This window comes from Paenibacillus chondroitinus NBRC 15376 (assembly GCF_004000765.1).
Classification (GTDB): Bacteria; Bacillota; Bacilli; order Paenibacillales; family NBRC-103111; genus Paenibacillus_E; species Paenibacillus_E chondroitinus.
In genome coordinates this window covers 85,798-111,167 of sequence record NZ_BILW01000002.1, presented here as the reverse complement: position 1 = coordinate 111,167, position 25,370 = coordinate 85,798, and the positions used below count along the sequence as shown (strand labels likewise).

Below are 25,370 nucleotides of genomic sequence, written 5' to 3'. Positions count from 1 at the left end.
GAGGAAATCGAGCAATCTCCACGATGAGCGGAACTACAGGGTCTTATCTGACCCCTGCGACAGTTATTCCGGTTGAAATTAACCGAATAGAGGCCCACAGTTCCCTTTACACTCAGAAAACATGCGTTTTCCGAGAAATAGCGCCCTGCAGTTCTCGAATATCAAATCCGTAGGTCCAGTAGAAGTCAAATGATTGGACGGTTTACCATGAAAAAGCCGAGCTCCTGCCTGAGGGTATGCGCTTTTTTGCACGCTCCTGCCTATGGGTGAATACACTGGAGTACAATTCCACAAACGGGCAATGGGGAGGAAACCAGATGAGAAGAAAGTTAACGGTAAAGAGGGACCAACGTGACTTTCGAGACTATTTTTACCGAAGTGTCAATTATGTCCGTGAATCTCAGCTGCCCGGCAAAGTCGACCTGCGGAGCAAGCTTTCTCCAATTGTCAATCAAGGGAATTTAGGATCTTGCACGTCGAATGCCATTGTAAGCGGATTACGTGAATATTGGCTGCGTCAAGAAAGCGATTCAGCGCCTCGATTATCCCGGCTTTTTCATTATTGGCATGAGAGGCAATTAGAAGGCACGGTAAGTAGGGACTCTGGCGCAACGGTCCGCGACGGGATGAAAGTGCTTCAGAAAATCGGTGTTTGCCCGGAAAGCGAATGGCCGTATCAAATTGCCAAATATAAAGAGAAGCCGGATAGAGAGGCTGAACAAACGGCAGGAAATTATCGTATCGGCAGTTATCATCGCATTCACGATCTGGCGGGAATCAAAGCGGCTTTGGCAGACGGTCAGCCTGTTGTCTTCGGCATATGGCTGTATAGCTCTTTTGAAAGCCTGCCGGTTATCCGAACAGGACGTGTTCCTTATCCAGACCGAAAAAAAGAAATGCTGCTAGGCGGGCACGCTATGCTGGCTGTTGGGTATAGAGACGGCAAGAAGAAAGGTCAAGGCGTAATGATCGTTCGCAACTCTTGGGGAAAAAGTTGGGGAGATCAAGGCTACTGTTATTTGCCTTATTCCTTTTTCAAAAACAATGTGCTGACCTTCGATTATTGGACCGGAAAATAAAGTGTGCTTCTAGGAGGGAATAAGCTGTGATAAGTGTTGAAGATGCCAATAAAATCATTGCCTTTTTATCTGCGGCATACATGGCAACAGAGGACCCGCAGGCAAGAGATGAGTTTCACCGACTAGCGAATGAATTGAGAAAAGCTTCCGGCCAACCGACACAATAGCAAGGGGCGGCGCACATGCCAAAAGAAGATCATCTCAAATTGCTTATTTTAGTGCTTTATGTACTACTTACACTAGTCCTCCTCATGATGTATTAAAAAGCAAAACAGCCGGTACACGAGAGTTTCTCGTAAGTATCGGCTGTTTTTGTGGTCAGACTAGAAGCCTTTGTATTGCGGCTCTTCGTTTTCCAATTGCTGAACCCTGGAGGAAACTTGATTCACAATGTCTTGCGCAGCCATCGCGGCAGTTTCATACAGTTGTTTAGCTTCCTGATTCTGCGTTGACAACGCAAAGGTCTCTAGGCTGGCTTGCGCGCTTTTGAGGGAGGCCAGTGTTGTTTTTACTTGAGCAGCTACAGTCATGGTAGACACCTCTTCATTTGAATTTGGATTGCAACCAAAGAGAGCATTACGATTTCACTTGTTTGCGCTCATTAATATACCCTTTCTCTCCGTTCTCATAATTGACAATTAAATACAAACCAATTCAATGATAGCACTCGCTTATTTTGCACATAATGACTTTGTTTGGAGCACTAAGAAAGAGAGGGGAACGGGCCCGTGGCAGATTGGCTACATATCGTTATTAGAGCATTTAGCGCGCTAGTTATTCTGTTTGTACTGACACGAATCCTTGGGAAGAAACAAATATCTCAACTGACGTTCTTCGAATATGTGATAGGCATCACGCTTGGTGACTTGGCCGGTGTCATCTCAACGGATGTTGAAAGCAACTTTATGCATGGGGTTATCGCCATATTGGTCTGGTGTCTTGTGCCCTTTGTCCTGGAGCTTCTGACACTCAAGAGCAAGACGCTGCGCACGTGGTTTGAAGGGAAAGGCACAGTGCTCATCAAAGATGGGAAGGTGCTTGAGGATAATTTGAAAAAGGAACGGTACACAGGGGACGAGCTTCTTGAGCAGCTGCGTACGAAAAGTGTTTTCCGCGTGGCGGATGTGGAGTTTGCGATGCTCGAATCCAGCGGTGATCTGAGTGTTTTGCTCAAAAGCGAGTTTCAGCCTCTGACGCCCAAACATCTGGGGATGAAGCTGGGAACGGAAAAGCCGACCCAGACGGTCATTATGGATGGTGTGATCCTAAAGGAGCCGCTGGCTGCAGCAGGGAAAGGAATAGGATGGCTGCAAACGGAACTGGATAAGCTAGGAGTAACGAAGGAAAATGTGTTTCTTGGCCATGTAGACACCAACGGCGAATTAACCGTTGATCTCTATGATGACAAGCTGCAAGTGCCTCAGCCGAGAGAAAGACCTGCGCTTCTTGCAACTCTGAAGAAATGCGAAGCGGATCTTGAGCTGTATTCCTTAACAACGAAGCATCCTGATGCGAAAAAAATGTATCAAGACAGCTCCGTGGTGATGACGAAGGTCATTCAGGATCTTCATACCCTGTTAAGATCCTAATCAAGCAGGAGGGAAAGTATGGCCAACAATAAGAAGAAAAATCTAACAATGACCCAACAGGAGTATCAGGAATTAGCAAAACGGATTGAACCCAAGAGACCTGTTTTGAAAAATTGCCTTAGAGCTTTTTTAGTTGGCGGCACGATTTGCTTAATTGGTGAGTGCTTTATGCAAATGTTTATCAATTGGTTCGGGTTTACTGAGAAAACAGCCGGCAACCCGACCGTGGCTGTTCTGATTATCATTTCGGTCATTTTAACAAGCTTTGGCATCTACGATAAAATTGCTCAGTGGGCTGGCGCCGGCAGTGCAGTTCCTGTTACAGGATTCGCGAACTCGCTTTGCTCTGCTGCGATTGAGCACCGGGCTGAAGGATTAGTCCTTGGTGTAGGCGGGAATATGTTCAAATTAGCGGGCTCTGTCATCGTTTTTGGCACCGTGGCTGCTTTCATTGTGGGACTCTTGCATCTAATCATAATGGGTGGGGGCTGATTCTATGCTGAAAGGGCATCAAAGCTGGGTTTTCGAGAATCGTCCGGTCATTCTGTCGACTGGGACTGTAGTTGGACCTGATGAAGGCGAGGGTCCACTAGCGGAAGACTTCGACATCGTGCATGGCGATCTGACGGTAGGCCAGAAGACGTGGGAGAAAGCGGAGAAAGCGCTGCTTGAGGAAGCCGCGCAGCATGCCCTTGATAATGCCGGGCTCACGGGCGGCCAAATTCAGTTCTATATTGGAGGCGATCTGATGAATCAGATCATCTCCAATACGTTTGCGGCACGCACGCTGGGCATGCCATATCTTGGCATCTTCGGCGCTTGCTCGACCTCGATGGAAGGGCTGGCGCTTGCCGCGCAGTTAATGGATTCAGGCGCAGCCAATTATATAATGGCAGGCACCTGCAGCCACAACTGCACGGTAGAGAAGCAATTCCGATATCCGACGGAATACGGATCGCAGAAGCCGCCGACCGCGCAATATACCGTGACCGGCGCTGGAGTGGCCGTGCTCGGGAAGACGGGTGATGGCCCCGTCATCACCTCGGCAACGATCGGCAGGGTTGTGGATATGGGGATCACAGACCCTTTCAATATGGGTGCAGCGATGGCTCCGGCTGCGGTGGATACGATCCAGGCTCACTTCCGCGATTTGGGCCGCGAGCCGGGTTATTATGATCTCATTGTAACCGGGGATCTGGCAGCGGTCGGTTCCGAGATTGCACGTGAACTGTTCGAAAAGCACAAGGTTCCAATTGAACAAACGACGTATGATGATTGCGGTTTAATGATCTATCAGCGGGACACGCAAAATGTGCAAGCCGGAGGCAGCGGCTGCGGCTGCTCCGCAACCGTCACCTACGGGCATCTCCTCAAACGCATGAAAAAAGGAGAGCTGAAGCGCATCCTTGTTGTTGCTACAGGAGCTTTGCTGTCGCCGCTCTCCTTCCAGCAAGGGGAAAGCATCCCGTGTATCGCGCATGCAGTTTCTATTGAGTCTGGAGGGTTGTACGCATGAACTTTTTTTGGGCTTTTGTCATTGGCGGTGCTATCTGTGTCTTCGGGCAGCTTCTAATGGATGTTGGGAAGCTGACGCCTGCTCATACCATGAGTACGCTTGTCGTCCTTGGCGCTATTGCAGATGGTTGCAATTTATATGACCCATTTATTGAATTTGCGGGTGCGGGTGCAACCGTACCGATTACCAGCTTTGGTAACGCCCTCGTGCATGGAGCGCTGGAGGAGCTGCACAAGGACGGTTATATCGGGATCATAACCGGGATCTTCAAAGTGACCAGCGCGGGTATTTCGGCCGCGATTATTTTCTCGTTTATTGCCGCCGTATTTGTTAAGCCTAAGGGATAGAAACGATCTGCCACAAGTGCAGCAAATTGATTGGTGTAATCCCCTTACACCTTCAACTTGCTGCACTTTTTTCATTTTCAGCGGCGCTAAATGCACATGGGTAATTTTAACAAATAAATTTAGAGGAATTACAAGTATACGGACGAAAAACTTTGCTGTAAACTGGATTTACGCACTTTTTCTCTTCTATTTTAAGAATTACGGTCATTTTGGCGTTTTTTTGCGCCTGGCGGTCGTGACAAGATGAGGTTTTAATGCCGCGCAGCATACGCTTACGAAGTAAGTTTTCTTACGAAAACTCTAAGGAGGATTAAGTCATGGAAACTGCCACCCATCATCATGTAGAAGTTTTAACTAGACTGAAAACGAATTTAGAATCCTGCATACTCGGCAAGAGCGCTGAGATTGAATTACTGCTGACTGCGATGCTGGCCGGCGGACATGTGTTGCTGGAAGATGTGCCAGGTACTGGCAAGACCGTGCTTATTAAAGCCCTCGCCCGTTCCATCGACGGCCAATTCCGTCGCATTCAGTGCAATCCCGATTTATTGCCTTCGGACATTACCGGTGTTTCTATATATCATCCCAAAGAAGAAAAGTTCCTGTTTCGCTCAGGACCGATCATGGCGAATATTTTACTTGTCGACGAAATCAATCGCGCAACGACCAAAACACAGTCGGCGCTGCTGGAAGCCATGGAAGAGCAGCATATTACGGTAGACGGCGATATCCATGAGCTGCCTTCTCCTTTTCTCATGCTGGCCACTCAGAATCCCATTGATTTCGAAGGCACGTATATTCTGCCGGAAGCGCAGCTTGACCGCTTTATGATTAAACTTAGTTTGGGTTATCCGAGCGAAGCTGCCGAGAAACAGATGATTGCTTCGCAAATCAAAGCGCATCCGATGGAAGCCTTGCATGCGGTGATGGATACGTCGGAAGTACTGGCAGCACAAGAGCAAGCGCGCAGGGTACATATGGATGACGCGGTATCGGATTACTTAGTTAATATCACCAGGAAAACGCGCGACCATCACGCTGTATTTCTGGGTGCAAGTCCACGTGCCACGCTTTCGCTTGTTTTAGCGTCCAAGGCCTATGCGTTCTTAAAAGGCAGAGACTATGTCATTCCAGATGACATCAAGTACCTTGCGCCTTTTGTGCTCGGTCACCGAATGATCCTTCATTCCGAAGCACGCATGGATGGAGCTACCGTTAACTCCGTGCTCGGTTCGATTTTCGAGCAGGTTCGCGTGCCGGTTCGATTGGAGAAGTGAGCCTATGACTCGACCGGTATTCAAACGATTCGGGGAACGTCCCCGGTTTCCGGCTCCTTTATGGCTACTGATCTCCTGCTTTACGGCTAGCTTATTCTTCATGCTATTCCAAGGAGGAAAGCTGGCCTCCATGCTGTTTATTATCATCACTCTTTTGGCGATCTACTTGCTCGCAGGCAACTGGAGCGGTATCAGACGCACTCAAGGGACTCGCAAGCTTTCCATTCAAGGGCAGGATGCACAGCTTGAAGCGGGTCAATCGCTGCAAATCGGCATTGGCGTGCAGATTCCCGGTTTTTGGCCGATTCCTTATATGATTATCAAAGATCAATTCATTCGCCAGAGTGGAGAAGAAACCATTTTTGAAGGTTCGCTGATTCCGGACTGGAAGCGCAGGGGGGAATTGCTGTACAGCACGCCTCCACTGCGAAGGGGGTATTACCGGTTTGGCGATACGGAATGTCTGACCGAGGATATCTTTGGCTTCTTCCAGCACAAGGGACGCCTGGAACTGCAGCAATCCGTTACGGTATATCCGCAAACCGTGGCCATCCGGGAATGGGCGCAATTCCATCAAATGCTCAAAGGCATGCAGCATCATTCCACGACGACAAGAGCACACCGGGAAACGACGCAAATTAACGGTGTTCGTGAATATATTTACGGGGACCGCTTGTCCCGCATTCACTGGAATGCCACAGCGAAGACGGGGACTTGGAAGTCCAAGGAGTTCGAACGGGAGTCGCTGCCCAAAACGATCATTTTATTGGATCGCTCGGCTCGCGCCTATGGTGACGCGGCTGAATTTGAACTAGCTGTCTCTGTGGCGGCATCCTTGTTCCGCTATGGGTCCGGCCGCGACTTAGCGCTTGGTTTGTTGTCCATCGGGAAAGAAGCCACCTATTTTGAACCGAAACAAAGCCAGAATCACCACAAGCATATTTTAAAACATTTGGTCGGGGTCGAAGCTGATGGCTTTCGCTCTTTGCAGCAAATTTTGAAAGAACATTCGCGGGAACTCCCCGCCGGCTGCTTTTTTGTGCTAATTTCCCCGCAAAAGGGTTCGGTCATGATGCAAGTGCTGACGCAACTCGAACATCTGCAAATGAATCCTTGTCATATGTGGATTCATGCTGAACCTTCGCATGCGTTCAAACTGCAGGGTGCGGTTCAGGAAAACGCAAAAGACGATTGGATTAAGGCGATTCGCTCACAAGGCTATATGGGGTACGAGGTCAGTCAATTAACGGACTTGCCTAACCTGTTGGGAGGGGCGAAACGTTATGCTTAGCTCACTCTGGAAGCGAATTGTTTTTACGGATTGGGAACAACGCCTTAGTGCGATTCTTACTGGTATTTATTTATATCAATTTGTGATTTGGATTATGAAGGAAGACGGCTTGTGGCTCCCTGAAACAGTTGTTTTTGTCACAGGAACATTAAGTCTAGCAGCGGTTACGTATCTGATTCCGCATCTTCGCCGCATATGGCGAGTTCTCATTCAATTTGGATTGGTCATTGCGCTTCACGTCATCGGGATGGGTTACCACTTCGTTGCCGTAAAGGTGACGACATGGCAGACTGCACTCCGTTGGGTCGCTTTAAACGCCGGCCAGCTAGAGCCGTATATTTGGTTTAGCTTAGCTGCTTGGATCACCTATTTATTTGCTATGTGGTCAGTAAAATCGAGGCTGCGTATTTTCGTTCTCATTGCTGTCAGTATATTGTTTTTCGCCATAAGAGATTCCTTTAGCACGATTTTTCTGTGGCCGCAAGTAGCTATGGTCATCTTCTGCGGATTTTCGCTGCTGATGGTTCGCCACTTCGCCAAGCTGAAGAAACGGGCACCTGTTATTTGGGAGACGATTACCGATTATCCCTCTTCGCTTCTGCTTCCAGTGGGGCTGATCGTAGCTGTTATAACGCTTGTTGGGTTTCTGGCTCCAACCGTAGAACCGGTCTTAACCGATCCATACACCGCTTATAAGGTGAGTCGGGGAGAATCCGTACCTCTATTAGGAAAAGGCGTAAGCGTGACGGCGTCTACCGCCGATACTTCATCGGGCTACAGCAGGGATGACAGTCATCTGGGTGGCGGGTTTCAATTTGATTACACACCTGTCATGACAGTTGAAACGAGCAAACGCACCTACTTCCGCGGTGAAACGAGAGCTCAGTATAATGGAAAAGGATGGGAGCTTAGTCCAAATGAGAAAAAGCTTCCGATGAATCGGGTCAATTTGAATACACTTCCTCTTGATCCGAGATTTGATCTCTCACTGTTGAAAACACAGGAAGTCACACAAACCGTTGTTATGCAGAGAGAAGATGTGTTTCCGGTTCTCTTCGGCGGATATGCCGTTCAGCGTCTGGTGGAAGTGAATCAAGGTGAGAATCCGTTCCAGCGTATTCTATGGTCGCCTCGACAATCTGAGCTGCGGTACACGGGCAGAACGAATTATCCGAAAGAGTATGCCATTATTACGCAGGAGCCTATTTTGGATGTAGCCCAGCTGCGCGAGGTGAAGAGTGACTATGCGAATAAGCCGGAATGGGCGGAGTATTTGCAAATCCCGGAGGATCTTCCCGAACGTGTCAAACAACTTGCGATCGACATCACCAAATCAGCCGCCAATCCTTATGATAAGGCCAAGCTGATTGAGGCTTATCTATCAGCGCATTACCCTTATACGAACACACCGGACGAAAGCAAAGGGAAAAGCAAAGATTTTGTAGATCGATTCTTGTTCGAAATCAAACAGGGATACTGCGATTATTATTCCACATCAATGGCTGTGCTTACCCGTTCCATCGGACTTCCGACCCGCTGGGTGAAAGGGTACTCATCAGGAACTTCTCCGCAATCGGATCAGATGCGAGAATTTGGTATTTTGAGTCAATTCGGTGAAGACATCGACGCTGACGCTGCCGGCACATATACAGTCCGGAACTCGGATGCTCATTCCTGGGTTGAAGTGTATTTTGAAGGGTTCGGCTGGATCCCATTCGAGCCTACTTCCGGGTTTGCGCTTCCGAATGTGTTTCCAGCGGAGACACCTCCGCCTGTTGATCCCACGACAGAAAGTGATCCGGTTACACTGCCTGAAGAAACGAGTCAAGCGCCTAGCTTTACTTGGCTATGGTTGACGTTAAGCGGTGTTGGTGCTGCTCTAGTAATTGCTGCTGGCGCTGTATTTTTGCTCAAAAGCAATTATTGGCGGACATGGCGGATGCACAGAAAGCAATTGAAAGCCGTTAATTTTAATCAGAAAATTATCGTGGAATTCGAGAAGCTTCTGCGGATGAGCCGGCGTAAGGGCTATACCAGATTAGAGCATGAAACGATGAGAGAAGCGACGGCCAGGTGGTCAAGCCAGAGCAAATGGATGAAAAAAGATCTGGAAACAGTGTTAGAGCTGTTTGAACGAGCAAAATACAGTCAAAATGTTTCGACCGAAACCGATTATCAAACCGTGAGTCAATCGATTATGAAATTAAAAGAACAAATGAAATAGGTGATGAAAGCCACTTTCCCTTGTTGGGGGGTGGTTTTCCCTATGAGAGGAGCATATTCACATGGCTTTTATCGATTGTCATTTTTACTCCGATTCCCTTGGTGTCTCAGCTTCCATGTACGTGATTTTACCTCAGCCGGCACAAAGCCAGATCGGGATCGCCTCAGCGAGCTACGGCACGACCAAGCATCCTACGCTGTACCTATTGCACGGTTTATCTGACGATCACACCATCTGGATGCGGAGAACATCTATCGAGCGGTATGCGGCCAAGTTGGGGATTGCCGTTGTTATGCCGGCTGTGAATCGCAGCTTTTATACAGATATGGCGGCAGGTCCGAAGTACTGGACGTTTATTAGCGAGGAACTGCCGGCGATTGCCAGATCTTTTTTCCCGCTCGCAGAGGAACGAGAGTTGAATTATGCTGCGGGCTTGTCGATGGGCGGATATGGCGCGATGAAGCTTGCCCTCAGACATCCGGACAGGTTTGCAGCTGCCGCCAGCTTGTCGGGTGCCGTAGATATTTCGCAGCGAGCATTAAACTTTCCGGATGAATTCAAGCTGATTTATGGCGATGTGACAAGGATCAAAGGCAGCGAAAATGATTTATTCTATTTGGCAGAGCAAGTGAAGGCCAGCAAAGGACCGAAGCCGGATTTATATCAGTGCTGCGGCACGGAAGATTTCCTATATGAAGACAACATCCGTTTCCGTAATTATTGCAGGGAACTGGGTCTGAACCTAACCTATGAGGAAGAGTCTGGAGAACATGAGTGGGGTTATTGGGACCGTAAAATCCAAAATGTCCTGAACTGGCTGCCGCTTCCAGCCCGCGGCTAGTGGGAAAATATGTTCTTTTCTTTTTGCAACAAACGGGTCACTATGGTATAGTTTCTCGTATATGTCGAGGAAGCAGTGGAGGGAAATGGTTTGCTGAAAAAGCTCGTACCCAGACAGTCCGTGCATACAATCTATGATATTGATGCCAATCATCTATGGGGATTTGGTGTTCGCGGTATCATTACCGATCTCGATAACACACTCGTAGGCGCACGCGATCCGCATGCGACTCCAGAGTTAATAGAGTGGTTGAACCGGTTGCAGAAGATGGGCTTCAAGGTCGTCATTGTGTCCAACAACAATCATGGACGCGTATCCGCCTTTGCGGAGCCGTTAGGCATACCATTCATTCACAGAGCCAAGAAACCATGGAACGTTTCATTTCACAAAGCTATGAAGCTGCTTGGTACGAATGCGAGACAAACAGCGGTCATAGGCGATCAAATGCTGACGGATGTGCTTGGCGGCAATCGAATGGGGCTTTACACGATTCTGGTCAATCCGATTTCTATCAATGACGAAGGTTTTTTCACACGAATTAACCGGCGGATTGAGAAATGGGCGAATGCCAGGATGAAGAATTAGGAGGTTTCATGAGTATAGAAACGATTAATCATTGTGCGGGATGCGGCGTATTGCTGCAAACAGAAGACAAAAGCAAGCTCGGATTTATTCCGGCAGAAGCGCTGCAAAAGGAGCCGGTTATTTGTCAGCGCTGCTACCGAATCAAGCATTATAACGAATCTTCCAGCATCACGCTGCAGCAGGACGACTTCCTGAAATTGCTTGGACATGTCGGCCAAACCAAGGCGTTAGTTGTAAAGATTGTGGACATTTTTGATTTTGAAGGCAGTATGCTCAGCAGTCTGGGACGGTTTGTCGGCACGAATCCGGTGCTGCTAGTCGTCAACAAAATTGATTTGCTGCCGAAAGTGACCAATGCCAACAAGATCATCAACTGGGTACAGCGCAGAGCCAAAGAGGCCAACCTTAAGGTTGTTGACATCGTGTTGTGCAGTGCGAAGAAAAACATCGGCTTTGATCGCGTGATTACGGCTGTGCAGGAGCATCGCGGCGACAGGGATGTGTACGTTGTTGGTGCCACCAATGTCGGCAAATCGACGCTTATTAACCGTTTAATCAGCGATTACAGCGATTTGGAAGCGGAGCTCACGACATCCCAATACCCGGGCACGACGCTGGATTTGGTCAAAATCCCGCTCGACGATGGCCGGTTTATCGTAGATACACCAGGGATTGTGCACTTGCACCGTCTAACCGAGGTTGTGAAGAAACGTGACTTGGCACGTATCATGCCGGACAAGCCGCTCAAACCGGTTGTTTTTCAGTTAAATGAACAACAAACGTTGTTTTTTGGCGCGTTAGCTCGCTTTGATTTTATAAAAGGCGAACACCAGTCGTTCACCTGCTACACGTCCAACGCGATTCAAATCCATCGCACGAAGTTGGAGCGGGCCGATGATCTGTACGCCGATCACAAAGGCGTCATGCTGGCGCCTCCGAATGAAGCGGACTTGGACGAGCTGCCTCCACTTGTGAAGCATGGGCTGAACATTCCAAAGGGGAAACAAATGGATGTGCTCATCTCCGGTTTAGGCTGGATTAAAGTGAACAGCCTGGCTGGTTCACAGCTTGCCGTTCATGCACCGAAGGGGATCAAGGTTATCACACGAGAGTCATTGATATAGGGGGACCAGAGGAAACCATGGAGAAGAGCCGGGCGATTGACAGTCATACGATTCTATATGGAGTATTCGGAGATCCGATTCGGCATTCCCGATCGCCTATCATGTTGAATCGTGCTTTTCAGGAAGCGGATATTAACGCGGTTTATGCTGCTTTTCATGTACGTCCTGACGCGCTTGGAGATGCGGTTCGGGGGATTCGGGCGCTGGGGTATCGAGGCATTAATGTCACTATTCCACATAAAGTTGAAGTTATGCAGTACCTGGACGAAATTGACGAGGGAGCTCGGATCGTTGGCGCGGTAAATACTATCGTGAATGAAAACGGCAAGCTTATCGGTTACAATACGGACGGTATTGGGTATGTGCGTTCTCTCAAAGAAGAAACGGGCATCGATTTGAAGGGGAAAAGCGTTCTTGTCCTTGGAGCCGGCGGAGCTGCGAGAGGGGTTGCGTATGCGCTCGCCAAAGAGGGTGCAGGCTGCATTTACATCGCGAATCGGACAAAAGAGCGTGCTTTGGAGCTGGCAGAGACGATCAGCGCTTTTACGAAGACCGTCGGTCTTGGACTTGACGAGATCGCGAATGTCGTGGATGAGGTCCAGTTCGTACTGAATACGACCTCAGCGGGGATGCATCCTAACACAGAAGAGCTGCCGATGCAGGTTGAGCTTCTGAAAGAACATCATCTCGTGAGCGATTTGATCTATAACCCGCGCATTACAAGGTTCCTTCGAGAGGCGGAAGCCAAGGGAGCCCGCATTCATGGCGGACTGGGCATGTTTATATATCAAGGTGCTTTTGCTTTTGAATACTGGACTGGGAAGCCTGCGCCCGTTGCGGCGATGAGACAGGTGGTAGAACAGTCGTTAGCTGAATAAGAATGAATAGAGGGACATCCATGTTAACAGGCAAACAGAAACGTTATTTGCGCTCACTGGCGCACCATGTAGATCCGATTTTTCAAGTAGGTAAAGGCGGCGTGAACGAACACTTAATCCGTCATATCCAAGAAGCGCTGGAAGTGCGTGAATTGATTAAAATTACGGTGCTGAATAACAGCGGAGAAGATCGGGATGAGGTAGGCGCTGAATTGTCCGAGAAATCCGGCGCCGAGCTCGTACAAGTGATCGGTAAAATCGTCGTGCTGTACAAAGAATCGCGTGACAAGAAAAAGATTGAACTGCCGAGCTAAAGAGGTGTAAGCATGCTTGTCGGAATTATGGGTGGAACCTTTGACCCGATCCATACCGGTCATTTGATCGCTGCGGAGCGGGCGAGGGTGGAAGCAGGATTAGACGAAGTGTGGCTGATGCCGGCCAATGTGCCGCCGCATAAGTCCCACGCGCCGAAGGCCACAACGCAGCAGCGCTGGGAGATGGTTTGCCTTGCTGCGGAAGGGAATCCTTTTTTTCGTCCGATTGATATCGAAATCAACAAAGGCGGCGTATCTTATAGTATCGATACGATTGAAATGCTGCGCAAACAATATCCCACTACCGAATTTGCTTATATTATAGGTGCAGATATGGTTCAGTATTTGCCGCAGTGGCATCGCATCGATGACATCGTGCGGCATATTCGTTTTATCGGTTTAGCCAGACCTGGCTATGAACTGGATATGGCGCATATGTCGGCTAACATCCGTGAGCGAGTAACCATTGTTCCCATGCCGCTTGTTGAAATTTCATCCACGGCCATTCGTGAAGAACGAAGACAGGAACGATCGGTCCGATACCTTGTTCCGGAAGTCGTGAACGGTTACATGGAGGTGAACCGATTGTATGAAGCGTGAGAAGCTAATCGCAGCCGTAAAAGAACAAATGCCCGAGAAACGCTGGCTTCATACACTTGGTGTCATGGAAACGAGCGTCATGCTTGCAAAGCGATTCGGTGGAGATCCTGTCAAAGCTGATCTTGCAGCTATTTTACATGACTATTGCAAGTATTGGCCTGTGCTGGAGCAAGCTAAGATTATTCGCGAGAATGCATTGCCGCAAGATTTATTGGATTTTGACAAAGAGCTTTGGCATTCTCATGCCGGGGCGTTCATTGCCCAGTCGCAATTTGGGATTCAGGACGAAGAGATCTTGGATGCGATCCGGTACCATACCTCTGGGCGTGAAGGCATGACGCTGTTAGACAAAATCGTATGTTTAGCGGATTATATGGAGCCAGGCCGTGAGTTCCCCGGTGTAGAGCTCATCCGTGAGGAAGCCAAGACCAGCTTGGAGAAGGCGCTTGTTGTCGGGTTTGATTCTACGATTCGGTTTTTGATTGAAAAAGGAAAACGAATTTATCCGCTTACCATTTTGACACGGAATGATTTGATTCAACAAATAAACAACTAACTAATGGAGGTTGATTGAATGAGTAAAAGCCCAGAAGAGATTTTAGCATTTGTCGTAGAGGCTGCAGAGGATAAAAAAGCGGCGGACGTTGTCACGCTTAATTTGCAAGGTATTTCCTTGATTGCGGATTATTTCGTCATTTGTCACGGAAATTCAGAAACACAAGTGCAAGCGATCGCGAGCGAAGCCAGAAAGAAAGCACATGAGTATGGCGTTACAATCAGAGGCTACGAAGGTATTGATACAGCTAGATGGGTTCTGCTTGATTTAGGTGATGTTGTTCTGCACGTTTTCCACCGCGATGATCGCGAGTACTATAACATCGAAAGACTTTGGTCTGATGCCAAAGTTGTGGAGCGCGTATGAGACTGGAAGCAGGATCCCTCGTTACCCTTGAGGTAGCGAGGGAAGTTCCGCCAAACGGTTATTTCCTGAGTGACGGCTACCAGGATGTGCTTTTACCGTATGCGGAGATTGTGGGCAAAATCAAGGCCGGTGAGCACGTGGAAGCTTTTTTATTCCATGATACGCAGGACAGGCTCATGGCTACTATGAAACGTCCGCTAATCCGGATGGGCGAAGTCGGGCTGCTCGAGGTTGTCGATATTCATCCGAGATTTGGCTACTTTCTGGAGATGGGATTAGGGCGCAACTTGCTCCTTCCTTATCGTCATGTGCCGGAATTGGAGGAATTGCGACCTCAAGTAGGGGACAAGGTGTTTGCAACATTGGCGCATGACCGTCAAGGCCGCTTGATCGCGAAGCTGGCGCTGGAAGACGATCTGGCTCCGCTTTGTGTGCGTGCTCCTTCAAGCTGGAGCAATCGCTGGTTGAAAGCGCGTGTGTATAGGCCGCTGCAGATGGGCACTTTCGTTATTTGCGATGCCGGTGTTCTCGGTTACGGTGTGATCGGACTCATCGCTCCTACGGAGAGAACACGATTGCTTCGTGTGGGTGAGCTGGTGGACGTACGAGTTGCCTTCGTTCGCGAAGAAGACGGCCGCGTGAACCTGTCGATGAGACAGCCGAAGGAAAAAGGCCGCGATGAAGACGCGGAGAAAATTCTTAGTGTGCTGGAGACGCGTCCTGGAAATGCGATGCCATTTTCAGATAAAACGTCTGCGGACATCATTAAGGATCGATTTGGCTTGAGCAAAGCGGCTTTTAAACGTGCGTTAGGCAAGCTGATGAAAGACGGGCTCATCTATCAGGAGGACGACTGGACCTATCTGAAAAAAGAGGAGAATCCTAGTTAACATGAGCTATGAGAAATTTGCCTACACGTATGACCGTCTGATGAACAGCATGCCTTATGAGGATTGGCTTCGTTTCGTCAGAGAAAGCTTTGACCGGTTTGGCGTGAAGCCGGTTTCGGTCGTTGATCTCGGCTGCGGTACCGGCAATTTGACGATTCCGCTGGCATTGGAAGGATATCGAATGACAGGCATTGACTTGTCGGAAGATATGCTGGCTGTAGCGGAGCAAAAAGCAGGAGAACACCCTCAGCTTGCGCGCAGCGGAGCCGTTCGTTTGTTTCAGCAGGATTTGCGGGAGTGGGAGCTTGGGGAACCGGTTGATGTCGCTTTATCCTTCTGTGATAGTTTGAACTATTTGCTAGAGGAAGAGGAGATTGTAGATGCATTTCGCCAAACGTATGAAGGGCTTAAGCCGGGCGGTTTATTCCTGTTTGATGTGCATACGCCCCAGCAGCTGTTTGCTTATGCGGAATCTCAGCCCTTCTTTTTGAACGAAGAGGATGTAGCATACATTTGGACAAGCGAGTTGGATGAGGAAAGAGTTCAAATTCAGCACGATTTGACCATCTTTGTCAAAGAGAAAGGCGGCAAGGAACTGTTCCAGCGCATCGATGAAACGCACGAACAGCGAGCTTATGCACTGGAGTGGCTTGAGCAGATGCTGCGGGAGGCAGGCTTTCGTGAAGTGTACAAGGCTGCCGACTTTACATGGGAACAACCTACGAAGCTGACAGAGCGGGCTTTCTTTATTGCAAAGAAATAAGCATAAGGAGCCCCGCCCTTGACAGTGCGGCATTATTTTACATATAATCAAAGCTAATCAGATGATCACAAAGCTTGGAAGAGGATTAGTAGCTTGCACAGCATCTCGCAGAGAGCCGGTTAAAGGGTGAAAGCCGGTAGATGTCCGTCTAGTGAACTCGCCTTGGAGCTAGAAGGTGAATCGCCACGCATGTTGGCGTTAGCCGGATCGTTTCACCCGCGTTAAGGGGCAGAGTGAACACAGGCAAAGTATGCCTGGTGTTAACTAGGGTGGTACCACGGGAATCTAACCTCTCGTCCCTAGCGATATCCGCTAGCGATGAGGGGTTTTTTGGCGCTTATAGCCGTAAACAGGGAGGAAATTTCACATGACACAGGAAACGAAAGAAACCAAGGAATTACAGGGTTACAATCCGCAAGCGATTGAGCCCAAATGGCAGGCTTACTGGGATGCCAAGAAAACATTCAAAGTGCTGGAAAATTCGGATAAGCCGAAATTTTATGCGCTGGATATGTTTCCATATCCTTCAGGAGCAGGTTTGCATGTAGGACATCCGGAAGGTTATACGGCAACGGATATCGTCTCCCGTTTCAAACGGATGAGAGGCTACAACGTTCTTCACCCGATGGGCTGGGACGCGTTCGGGCTTCCAGCTGAGCAATACGCGCTGGATACAGGGAATGATCCACGTGATTTTACGCAGAAAAATATCGATACGTTCCGCCGTCAAATTAAATCGCTCGGATTTTCCTACGATTGGGATCGTGAGATCTCCACAACGGATCCTGAGTACTACAAATGGACGCAATGGATTTTCATCCAACTGTACAACAAAGGCCTTGCTTATGTAGACGAAGTGCCTGTTAACTGGTGTCCGGCACTGGGGACGGTTCTTGCAAATGAAGAAGTTATCGACGGCCTAAGTGAACGTGGAGGACACCCGGTCATCCGTAAACCGATGCGTCAGTGGATTCTGAGAATTACGGAATACGCTGAACGTTTGCTGGAGGATCTGGAGGAGCTTGACTGGTCGGAAAGCATTAAGGATATGCAGCGCAACTGGATCGGTAAATCGACAGGGGCTGAAGTTCAATTTGCGATCGAAGGGCATGAAGAGAAGAGCCTGACTGTCTTTACAACGCGTCCAGATACTTTGTTCGGAGCGACTTATTGCGTGCTTGCACCTGAACACGAGCTTGTGCAGCAAATTACGACAGACGGACAAACGGCCGCAGTGAAAGAATATCAAGAAAAGGCTTCCCGCAAAAGCGATCTGGAGCGTACTGACCTGGCTAAGGACAAAACAGGCGTATTCACAGGTGCTTATGCGATTAATCCTGTAAACGGCGGGAAAGTGCCGATTTGGATCGCGGATTACGTGCTTGGCGGTTACGGTACTGGCGCCATCATGGCAGTGCCTGGACACGACCAACGTGACTGGGAGTTTGCGAAACAGTTCGATCTGCCGATTATTGAAGTCGTGCAAGGCGGCAATGTGGAGAAAGAAGCTTACGCTGGAGACGGCGCTCATGTGAATTCCGGACCTATTGATGGCATGAACATTGAGCAAGGCATCAGCCACATGATCGCTTGGCTTGAAGAGAATGGCAAAGGTCAAGGCAAGGTCACTTACCGCTTGAGAGACTGGCTGTTCAGCCGTCAAAGATACTGGGGAGAGCCGATTCCGATTCTTCATTTGGAAGATGGTACGATGAAGCCTGTACCGGTTGATCAACTTCCGCTTCTGCTTCCTCAAGTTGACGAAATTAAACCTTCGGGAACAGGGGAATCACCGCTGGCGAATGTATCGGAATGGGTGAATACGATCGATCCGGAAACGGGGATGAAAGCACGCCGCGAAACGAATACGATGCCGCAATGGGCTGGCAGCTGCTGGTACTACCTGCGTTTCATCGATCCGCGTAACGATAAAGAGTTCTGCTCGCATGAGCTTCAACAGCAATGGCTGCCAGTTGATTTATATATTGGCGGAGCCGAGCATGCGGTACTTCACTTGCTGTATGCCCGTTTCTGGCATAAAGTGCTTTATGATCTGGGATTTGTTCATACGAAGGAGCCGTTCCATAAGCTGGTCAACCAAGGGATGATTCTTGGCGAAAACATGGAGAAAATGAGTAAATCACGCGGCAACGTTGTAAATCCGGATGATATCGTGAGCGATCAAGGCGCGGATACACTGCGTATGTACGAGATGTTCATGGGACCGCTTGAAGCGACAAAACCATGGAACACAACGGGTGTAGACGGCATTTACCGCTATTTGAACCGTGTGTGGAGACTGTTTGTGGATGAGAACGGTCAAGTTCAATCCAAAATCAGCGCGGATGAGACGCTTGGAAGCGATACGTTCAAACGAACATGGCATCGTTCCATCAAGAAAATCACGGAGGATTTCGAAGCGCTGCGGTTTAATACGGCGATCAGCCAAATGATGATTTTCGTCAATGAAGCTTACAAAACGGAGCGCTTGCCGCTCGAAGCGATGAAAAACTTCGTTCAGATGTTGTCTCCGCTTGCACCGCATTTGGCGGAAGAGCTGTGGGAGAAGCTTGGCGGTACAGAGTCAATTACGTATGCGCCATGGCCGACTTATGACGAAGCTTGGACCGTCGACAATGAAATTGAGATCGTAGTACAAGTCAACGGCAAAATTGTGGACCGCGTGCTGATTTCAAAGGATACGGACGAAGCTGCGATGGAGAAAATCGCTTTTGATCTTGATAAAGTCAAAGAAGCGACCGCCGGAAAGGCCGTTCGCAAATTGATTGTCGTTAAAGGGAAATTAGTGAACATCGTTGTAGGCTAATCAAAAAAAAGACTATTGAGAAGACTGTTGCTTTATGGTTAATTGCTGCTCAGTCTTCTCAAGGTCTTCTTGATATTTGTCGTGGGTAGCGTGGATCACGCGGGAGAATACGCCGGAAAGCTCTTCATCCAAAATACGCAATCCTTCGGCCGTAATACCGCCGGGCACGGAAACGCGTTTTTGCAAGGTCATAGGGTTAAAGCCGCCCGTCGTCAGCAGCTTGCCTGTTCCAAGCGTCATCTCACTGGCCAGAAGCGTTGCTTCTTCAGGGGAGATGCCTGTGACTTCAACAGCTGCATCGATAAAGGATTGAATGAAGTTGGCAAGAAAAGCAGGGCCGCAGCTGGATAGGTCTGATGAGATGCGTGTGTAATTTTCAGATACCCGTATCGGTGATGAGATATGGGCAAATAAATTCTCAAGCCATTCTTTATCCTCAGGCTGCATCCGATTACCATGAATGCAAAGTGTAGGACCGCTTAATACATAGTTCGTAATACTTGGAATGATTTTACTTATTTTTGCTGGCAAAAGACTTTCCAAATGCTTAATCAGCACAGGACTTGTGATGGATACGATGAACTGGGAGGGAAGCACGTCCTCTTTAATTTCATCAATAACCTTTTTAAATTCAGAAGGCTTTACACAGAGGAAAATAATATCGCTCTTCAGCACGACTTCTCTATTCGATTGGGCTACCAGAAGCCCAGGATATGTCTCCGCAAGAAGCTCAACTTTACGAATCGTTCGATTCCCTGCAATAATTTGCTCCGGATTGAAAGCCCCAGAATGAATGAACGCTTCAATCAGAATACTTCCCATACTCCCAGTACCGATGAACCCTGCTTTCATCTAGTAATCCCTCCCGAAAAAAATCAGTCACTTTCGTTAATATTTATAGAACGGGGTCAGTTTTGGATGCCATTCGGATGCTTTTTCATGTATATGCATGCTTCTCTGCCGTTATGAAGGATTAGTTTGTTTTTTTACTTTGAATTTTTATTTTTAACTGTCAGGAGGGAATTCGTGGCTATATTTCGCTATCGAAAATTTCTATATGTAGGTGGAATTGTTTGTTTTGTCGTTTTTGTCGTATGGCCTTTTGTGACTGAGGGACGGTCATCGATGATACAGACGGAGTTTGAACCGGTGAATGTACAAATTGAAGCTCTTATAGATAACGGAGAGGAGACAGCTCTGGAACCCCTCGCAACACCTGGAGTTACTTCTGAAGCCATTGGAACCTCCGAACCCTCTACACCTGATGCTTCTCCGGCCGCCCCTGTTCCAAGCATCACATCCGAATCGCCTTTACCTAAGCTAAAAGAAAGCCCTCCACCAGCGCCTGCAAAGGGTCTATTGGATTTGAATACCGCAACGCTTAAGCAATTAAATGATTTGCCTGGAATTGGCGACAGCAAAGCAAGAGCCATACTGGATTACCGTTTGAAAAAAGGCAGATTCAACAGGGTTGAAGAACTAACTGAGGTGAAGGGGATTGGGGATAAAATGCTCGAAAAGCTGAAGTCATTTGTTTACGTAACTTCAATATAGTCCTTTCTTTCATTTTGAGATGAAGTATGAGAGAATACTAGAAATGAAAAAAAGGAATATAAAGGACAGGGGAGGGGAGCTACGATGAGTAACCGCAAAGACTGGGACACTTACTTTCTTGATATCGCCTATATGGCTTCGACACGTTCCAGATGTAATCGACGGCATGTTGGAGCTGTGCTTGTTCAAGGGAAAAAGCTGCTCGGAACAGCTTATAACGGGGCTCCGATGGGAGTACCTGATTGCACGGAAGCCGGTTGTATGCTTGTTGAAGAAATTGAACTGAAAGTGGTGGAGGATGTTGAGGAAGTAGTGCGCAAGCAGCGCTGTATCCGCACCATCCACGCTGAGCAAAACCTGCTGCTCTTTACAGATCGCGAGGATCGGGAGGGGTCTACGGTCTATGTCACCGATCAACCTTGCTGGACTTGCGCAAATATGCTTGCAAATAGCGGTGTGACAGAGATCGTTTTCCATCGCGGTTATCCGAAGGATAACGAGAAAGTCAGCCAGTTAATGTCGGCCAGAGGCATCACCTTCCGCTCTATGGAAGGGTATGAGCCTCCGCTTGGCACCGTATCTGACGTCGTGAATTAGATCAATTCAATCGGCATTGGGGAAGAACCTCATTTCAGCAGCAGCCTAAGATTAGGGCTCATCTGGAATGAGGTTTTTTGCTTTGCCGGAGGGGAGGAATAAGCTTAAATGAAACGACCAGTTGTTATAGGATGCTGTCTGTGGATAACTGGCTATGTGCTTGCACTCTACAGCCATTTGCCATGGCTGTCATTGACGACGAGCGCGCTAATGTTTGCCGCGATCGTCGTCATCCGCCTGCTGCGGCTGCCCGCCGGACAGCCGCTGTGCGCGCTCTTGCTGGTCGGAGCAGCCTACGGCTACTTCCAATGGACCGACCAGCGCAACATCACGGCCCTGCTGCCCCTCACGCAGCAGGAAAACCCGGAAGGCCGCGAAGTCACATTGCGCGGCCGATTCAGCTCCCCTGTCACCGTTGACGGCGACAGGGCCAGCTTTACCGTGGAAGCGGAGTCCGTCCGCTTCCAGGACCGCGCTTTCCCGCTGGGCGGGGAAAGCGTGCAGGTCTCGCTGCGCTTGCTGGCGCAGGCGCAGCAGGAGGTGGCGTCGGCGTGGCGCCGAGGCGACGCCCTGACGCTTACGGGGACGCTGCGCAGCCCGTCCCGGGCACGCAACTTCGGCGGCTTCGACTACCGCCGATATTTGCGCCTTCACCACACCCATTGGCAGCTTGTAGCCAAAGGGGTGGATCAGGCGCAGGTGCAGCCGGCGGCTGCAAGCGTCAGCGTCACGCAGCTGCTGCGCTGGAATGACATGCTGCGGGAGAACCTCAGCCGCCGCATGGACCTGATATTCCCCGCGCAGCAGGCGGGGTTCATGAAGAGTATGCTGATCGGATTGACGGACGATCTCGATCCCGAACGCTTCCAGCAATTTTCGGAGCTGGGGCTGACCCATATTTTAGCCATCTCAGGCTTGAATGTTGCTGTATTTCTAGGCGTCTGCTTCTGGGGCATGCGCCGCTTAAAGCTGACCAAAGAAACCTATTTACGCATATGCTTGTAGGTCACCAAATAGTTTGTTAAACACGCCAAAAAGATTGTTAAAAAAACAATTGAAAAACCTTGATTTTAAAGGGTTCTTTGAAGGTGATTTGCAGAAAGATTGAACAATATATAATAATCAAACATATGTTCGTAATGGTTAGGGGGGGACTAATTTGCACTGAGGCTGTTAAAAACCGGATTTCTCCCTTTTCAGGGTTTAGGAATTCTCAGAGGCATGAAAAAAGTTTTTTCATAATGTGGTTTTTACTAAAGATTGAAAAAAACGCCATATATGTTGTTAAAATGAAAGAACCAGAACGTTGATATTACTGCGTCTTTGCAAAAGTATAGAAAATGACCTTCTAATATTCTCAAAGAACATGAAATTACCTAAACGTAAAAATAAAAGAAACGACGTATTTCATATATGTGACCGAATAGGGTGAATGTGTTGCGAGCAAAATATGGACATATTCTTTAGGGAGGTACGTTTATGGAATTTAATAAGCAGTACAGGTTATACGGTGGTGGGGCGGAAGTATTAATAAAATATCGTATAAAAAAGCGTAAGAAGTTGAGAATGAAGTTTGAGAAGCTTGAAGAAAAATTCAATGACATAAATGCTTATTTTTATGTATTTATTTTCGATGGAAAACGAAACCCAGTTTATGATCGAATAATTCAATTTAAAAAAAAGGTTCAGAATTTTATTAAGGAAATTGAGCCTCATTGCAAAGGGAAATCAAAAGATCGTGATTTATTTTTAAAATGGAAAACGGAAGCGGAAGTATGGTTTGTAGAATTGCAGCAAATAATCGCGTGCTAGCTATTTTTAATTTTTTAGGTTCTGTTATTCTTGTTGTTGACTTATCACTACAAGAAAAAACCACTAATGGCGGTTTTTTCTTGTAAAAACGGTTAGTAAATTAAGGGGAAATCCTTATTTTTCGTTATTCACTTTATCCATACAAAGGTCAATCAGCGCTATCATACGATAGAACAAATAATCGACTTGTTTCATAGAACCGATCTGAATTTTGTTTGTTTCGAAGTGTCGGATTTGGTACTTATTTCCGATATCGGTAAGGTGTCTGAATTCGGTATCAAGCAGGTCGTCAAATTCGGCGGTTCCTGCTGCTATATTCAAAACCAATGTTTGTACCGAAGCCTTTTTGTTGTTTGGGTCATAAAAAGTCTTGACTCTTTCAAATGCGTCCCAAAGCTTTTCAAGCGCGAATTGACGGTCGATTTCTTTTGGTTTACGAATATTTTCTATAGCTAAGTTCACCAATTCGTTCAAACGGTCGTCTTTCGATTTTACGTTTAGGTTTTGAAGAACTGTATCTAGTTGGGTAGGTAAGTGACGTTTGACCATGCTGTCACTATCTAGATAGAACACGATTCCGTTCCGAGCAAAGATTTGATTTACTTCGGCGCGGAATTTTTCTTTTTCGTTTTCCGTGTCTGGAAAGAAAATGTGATAATGCTTGAAGTAACTATGATAGTCACTTTCGTTGATATCAGAAATTTTTGAATAGCAGAATTCAACAAAATCAAGCAGGGCGTATTTATCAACATCCTCTTCTTCATCCCATTTCACGTTGACGGGCATTTCCATTTTGGGAATTTGTGCTTTAATAGCGGCATTGAGCAGTTGAACGTCCGTACCGCACACCATTCCGTTATCTGGACAGGTATCGGGAAAATCATTTGAAAAGTTCTTTTGGAATCTTTTATATACCCCGACTATTCCGTTATATACGGAAACTGTTATTTCTTCGGATTTCAATTCCTTCTTTCCAAGTTCTCTGTCACTAAAATACTCGTGTGCCATACTTCGTCTCCTTCGCTGTATATGTTTAAATAACTTCCAAAAATATACATTTGATTATATTTCTATATATTAATAGAATAATCCTCCCCAATTTTTCAACAGGGTACCGTCATTTTAAAATATGTCCTTAAGACGAAGGAATAGTTGCACAATTTTCTGTTGGAGCCCCAGCTCTTAACTTCTAGTAAGCAAAGGGAGGTGACTCTCGCTAAATTGAGACAGGTGAGGCTCAGAAGTAGTCTTCGTTAGCACTCGACGACAGATCCCACGTTAGATAAGTTAATTTTCTTCTGATTTGGACACGACCACTAATACGGATGATTTGCTAAATACGCCATAAAGATTTCTAAAGAACATGGTAGATCTATAGGTTCAAGTGAAGATAAAAAGTCTACTGCTATTACTAATAAGCAATAGACTTTTTTTAATAATTTAAGAATGGAGAAAATCAAAAATTTCTTTAAATTTATTTTCGTATTCTAAAATATCTTTGAAAAATACTTTATCTACACCGGAGTTCATTTTATTTTTTCTTAAAAATTGCTCTCTTGCTCGTAAGTCATCTGCATTATTAATACCTAATTCAGGACGAGCAAGTTGAGTTACGTGATATTCCATTAACTGTGAATGCCTTAATACATAATATTTATCTTGATAAATTTCGTCTTGAATTGCATAGGAATGTACCAGAACCCAAAATTCAGGAGATGGAATGTTGACGTCAAAGTAAGTCTGAAAAAACCTAGTAGGTACTGAATCTTCTTTAGTTGCTTTAACCTGTATTTTAATGCTTTTTTTATTAGCAGTAGCTACAATGTCATATGATTTTTTATTTCCATGCGTTAAGAAAGCATCTATGCCATATCGGGACAATTTAGCAATAGTCCCAAATTCACCGACGCGATTAATAAAATAATTTTTCTGATCTGAAAGGTTTCCGTTCTTATCAAGAATGTCCTTGTATACAGCTTTTTTACTCTTTGCCATCAATTGTACATCTCCATCCCATACAAAAGGTAATCTATCTTGGTTGATTTTTCGACATTAGGTAAATAATTCCTTCTGATCAGCAGTAAAGACAGCCAATTTACTTTAAGAAAGGAGTTAAGCAATCAGCAAGGATATAACGTTTCTTACTAAGATTTGAGAGTATTAGTCAATTCTTTTGTTCTCATTAGGATCATATAGTTTGCTACTAGAAGTTAATGAAAGACCGTATTGTTCCATTGTGGTATAATTAGCAAACATAACTTCAATTTTTTGGCTTTAATTATAGAAACATAAAATTTAAAAATGAATTTTGAAAAAACATCTTCGGGGGAGTCAGCAACG

The 25,370-nt window shown here is 47.1% G+C and carries 28 protein-coding genes and 1 other annotated feature; of the genes, 24 read left to right on the top strand and 4 right to left on the bottom strand.

All coding sequences use genetic code 11. The features are described from left to right. The first annotated feature begins 317 nt into the window (after positions 1-317). On the top strand, positions 318-1,079 hold the full coding sequence (locus PCH02S_RS03000) for a C1 family peptidase (protein ID WP_246068930.1): 762 nt from the start codon (positions 318-320) through the stop codon (positions 1,077-1,079). 26 nt (positions 1,080-1,105) lie between these two features. Continuing rightward, complete coding sequence (locus PCH02S_RS02995; RefSeq protein WP_127449942.1) at positions 1,106-1,246, top strand: N-acetylmuramoyl-L-alanine amidase; 141 nt, start codon at positions 1,106-1,108, stop codon at positions 1,244-1,246. Between the two features lie 156 nt (positions 1,247-1,402). Here PCH02S_RS02995 and PCH02S_RS02990 read toward each other — a convergent pair whose 3' ends face one another. Continuing rightward, positions 1,403-1,609, bottom strand: coding sequence for a DUF1657 domain-containing protein (locus PCH02S_RS02990; protein WP_127449940.1), 207 nt, complete (start codon positions 1,607-1,609; stop codon positions 1,403-1,405). A 198-nt stretch (positions 1,610-1,807) separates the two neighbouring features. Here PCH02S_RS02990 and PCH02S_RS02985 point away from each other — a divergent pair, with 198 nt between their 5' ends. The 18 genes from PCH02S_RS02985 (at position 1,808) to leuS (ending at position 19,067) form a co-directional block, all read left to right on the top strand. Then, on the top strand, positions 1,808-2,668 hold the full coding sequence (locus tag PCH02S_RS02985) for a DUF421 domain-containing protein (protein ID WP_127449938.1): 861 nt from the start codon (positions 1,808-1,810) through the stop codon (positions 2,666-2,668). Positions 2,669-2,686: 18 nt separating this feature from the next. After that, positions 2,687-3,160: a stage V sporulation protein AC gene (gene spoVAC, locus PCH02S_RS02980; RefSeq protein ID WP_127449936.1), complete on the top strand. Its 474-nt coding sequence runs from the start codon at positions 2,687-2,689 to the stop codon at positions 3,158-3,160. A gap of 4 nt (positions 3,161-3,164) precedes the next feature. Continuing rightward, positions 3,165-4,184, top strand: coding sequence for a stage V sporulation protein AD (spoVAD, locus tag PCH02S_RS02975; protein WP_127449935.1), 1,020 nt, complete (start codon positions 3,165-3,167; stop codon positions 4,182-4,184). Continuing rightward, positions 4,181-4,531 (top strand): stage V sporulation protein AE, encoded by a 351-nt coding sequence (gene spoVAE, locus PCH02S_RS02970; protein WP_127449933.1) that lies wholly within the window; start codon positions 4,181-4,183, stop codon positions 4,529-4,531. Before spoVAD ends, spoVAE begins: the two co-directional genes overlap by 4 nt. Before the next feature lie 317 nt (positions 4,532-4,848). Further along, positions 4,849-5,808: an AAA family ATPase gene (locus PCH02S_RS02965; protein WP_127449931.1), complete on the top strand. Its 960-nt coding sequence runs from the start codon at positions 4,849-4,851 to the stop codon at positions 5,806-5,808. A 4-nt stretch (positions 5,809-5,812) separates the two neighbouring features. Further along, on the top strand, positions 5,813-7,099 hold the full coding sequence (locus tag PCH02S_RS02960; RefSeq protein ID WP_127449930.1) for a DUF58 domain-containing protein: 1,287 nt from the start codon (positions 5,813-5,815) through the stop codon (positions 7,097-7,099). Then, positions 7,092-9,323, top strand: coding sequence for a transglutaminase TgpA family protein (locus PCH02S_RS02955; RefSeq protein WP_127449928.1), 2,232 nt, complete (start codon positions 7,092-7,094; stop codon positions 9,321-9,323). Before PCH02S_RS02960 ends, PCH02S_RS02955 begins: the two co-directional genes overlap by 8 nt. Before the next feature lie 61 nt (positions 9,324-9,384). After that, positions 9,385-10,164 (top strand): alpha/beta hydrolase, encoded by a 780-nt coding sequence (locus tag PCH02S_RS02950; protein ID WP_127449926.1) that lies wholly within the window; start codon positions 9,385-9,387, stop codon positions 10,162-10,164. A 90-nt stretch (positions 10,165-10,254) separates the two neighbouring features. Further along, complete coding sequence (locus PCH02S_RS02945) at positions 10,255-10,749, top strand: YqeG family HAD IIIA-type phosphatase (protein WP_174806720.1); 495 nt, start codon at positions 10,255-10,257, stop codon at positions 10,747-10,749. Positions 10,750-10,757: 8 nt separating this feature from the next. Continuing rightward, positions 10,758-11,873: a ribosome biogenesis GTPase YqeH gene (gene yqeH / locus PCH02S_RS02940; protein WP_127449925.1), complete on the top strand. Its 1,116-nt coding sequence runs from the start codon at positions 10,758-10,760 to the stop codon at positions 11,871-11,873. A 17-nt stretch (positions 11,874-11,890) separates the two neighbouring features. After that, positions 11,891-12,751 (top strand): shikimate dehydrogenase, encoded by an 861-nt coding sequence (aroE, locus tag PCH02S_RS02935; RefSeq protein WP_127449923.1) that lies wholly within the window; start codon positions 11,891-11,893, stop codon positions 12,749-12,751. A gap of 20 nt (positions 12,752-12,771) precedes the next feature. After that, on the top strand, positions 12,772-13,065 hold the full coding sequence (yhbY, locus tag PCH02S_RS02930; protein ID WP_127449922.1) for a ribosome assembly RNA-binding protein YhbY: 294 nt from the start codon (positions 12,772-12,774) through the stop codon (positions 13,063-13,065). Positions 13,066-13,077: 12 nt separating this feature from the next. Continuing rightward, on the top strand, positions 13,078-13,665 hold the full coding sequence (locus PCH02S_RS02925) for a nicotinate-nucleotide adenylyltransferase (protein WP_127449920.1): 588 nt from the start codon (positions 13,078-13,080) through the stop codon (positions 13,663-13,665). Further along, positions 13,655-14,221, top strand: coding sequence for a bis(5'-nucleosyl)-tetraphosphatase (symmetrical) YqeK (yqeK, locus tag PCH02S_RS02920; RefSeq protein ID WP_127449918.1), 567 nt, complete (start codon positions 13,655-13,657; stop codon positions 14,219-14,221). Before PCH02S_RS02925 ends, yqeK begins: the two co-directional genes overlap by 11 nt. An 18-nt stretch (positions 14,222-14,239) precedes the next feature. Continuing rightward, positions 14,240-14,587: a ribosome silencing factor gene (gene rsfS / locus PCH02S_RS02915; protein ID WP_127449916.1), complete on the top strand. Its 348-nt coding sequence runs from the start codon at positions 14,240-14,242 to the stop codon at positions 14,585-14,587. Then, complete coding sequence (locus PCH02S_RS02910) at positions 14,584-15,477, top strand: CvfB family protein (RefSeq protein WP_127449914.1); 894 nt, start codon at positions 14,584-14,586, stop codon at positions 15,475-15,477. Before rsfS ends, PCH02S_RS02910 begins: the two co-directional genes overlap by 4 nt. 1 nt (position 15,478) lies before the next feature. Beyond that, complete coding sequence (locus PCH02S_RS02905; RefSeq protein ID WP_127449912.1) at positions 15,479-16,240, top strand: class I SAM-dependent DNA methyltransferase; 762 nt, start codon at positions 15,479-15,481, stop codon at positions 16,238-16,240. Between the two features lie 66 nt (positions 16,241-16,306). Then, positions 16,307-16,544 (top strand) — a binding site (T-box leader). A 63-nt stretch (positions 16,545-16,607) separates the two neighbouring features. After that, positions 16,608-19,067 (top strand): leucine--tRNA ligase, encoded by a 2,460-nt coding sequence (gene leuS / locus PCH02S_RS02900; protein WP_127449910.1) that lies wholly within the window; start codon positions 16,608-16,610, stop codon positions 19,065-19,067. Between the two features lie 12 nt (positions 19,068-19,079). Here the strand turns inward: leuS and comER are convergent, their stop codons facing one another. Next, positions 19,080-19,919, bottom strand: a complete 840-nt coding sequence (gene comER, locus PCH02S_RS02895) for a late competence protein ComER (protein ID WP_127449909.1) — start codon at positions 19,917-19,919, stop codon at positions 19,080-19,082. Between the two features lie 174 nt (positions 19,920-20,093). Between comER and PCH02S_RS02890 the strand changes: the two genes are divergently transcribed. The 4 genes from PCH02S_RS02890 to PCH02S_RS02875 all read left to right on the top strand — a co-directional run bounded on the left by PCH02S_RS02890 (position 20,094) and on the right by PCH02S_RS02875 (position 23,030). Next, a complete protein-coding gene (locus PCH02S_RS02890) occupies positions 20,094-20,621 on the top strand; it encodes a ComEA family DNA-binding protein (RefSeq protein ID WP_218033138.1) in 528 nt (175 codons plus the stop codon). A gap of 84 nt (positions 20,622-20,705) precedes the next feature. Continuing rightward, positions 20,706-21,218 (top strand): deoxycytidylate deaminase, encoded by a 513-nt coding sequence (locus PCH02S_RS02885; protein WP_127449907.1) that lies wholly within the window; start codon positions 20,706-20,708, stop codon positions 21,216-21,218. Between the two features lie 108 nt (positions 21,219-21,326). Beyond that, positions 21,327-22,223 (top strand): ComEC/Rec2 family competence protein, encoded by an 897-nt coding sequence (locus tag PCH02S_RS02880; protein WP_127449906.1) that lies wholly within the window; start codon positions 21,327-21,329, stop codon positions 22,221-22,223. A gap of 474 nt (positions 22,224-22,697) precedes the next feature. Next, the gene (locus PCH02S_RS02875) at positions 22,698-23,030 is read left to right on the top strand and encodes a hypothetical protein (RefSeq protein WP_127449904.1); all 333 of its coding nucleotides are present in this window, start codon (positions 22,698-22,700) and stop codon (positions 23,028-23,030) included. A gap of 114 nt (positions 23,031-23,144) precedes the next feature. On the opposite strand, the gene PCH02S_RS02870 is transcribed toward PCH02S_RS02875, so the two are convergent. Next, the gene (locus tag PCH02S_RS02870; protein WP_127449902.1) at positions 23,145-24,038 is read right to left on the bottom strand and encodes an AbiJ-NTD4 domain-containing protein; all 894 of its coding nucleotides are present in this window, start codon (positions 24,036-24,038) and stop codon (positions 23,145-23,147) included. A gap of 432 nt (positions 24,039-24,470) precedes the next feature. Next, positions 24,471-25,025 carry a hypothetical protein gene (locus tag PCH02S_RS02865; RefSeq protein ID WP_127449900.1) on the bottom strand — a complete coding sequence of 185 codons (555 nt, stop codon included), beginning with the start codon at positions 25,023-25,025 and terminating at the stop codon, positions 24,471-24,473. Positions 25,026-25,370: the final 345 nt, after the last annotated feature.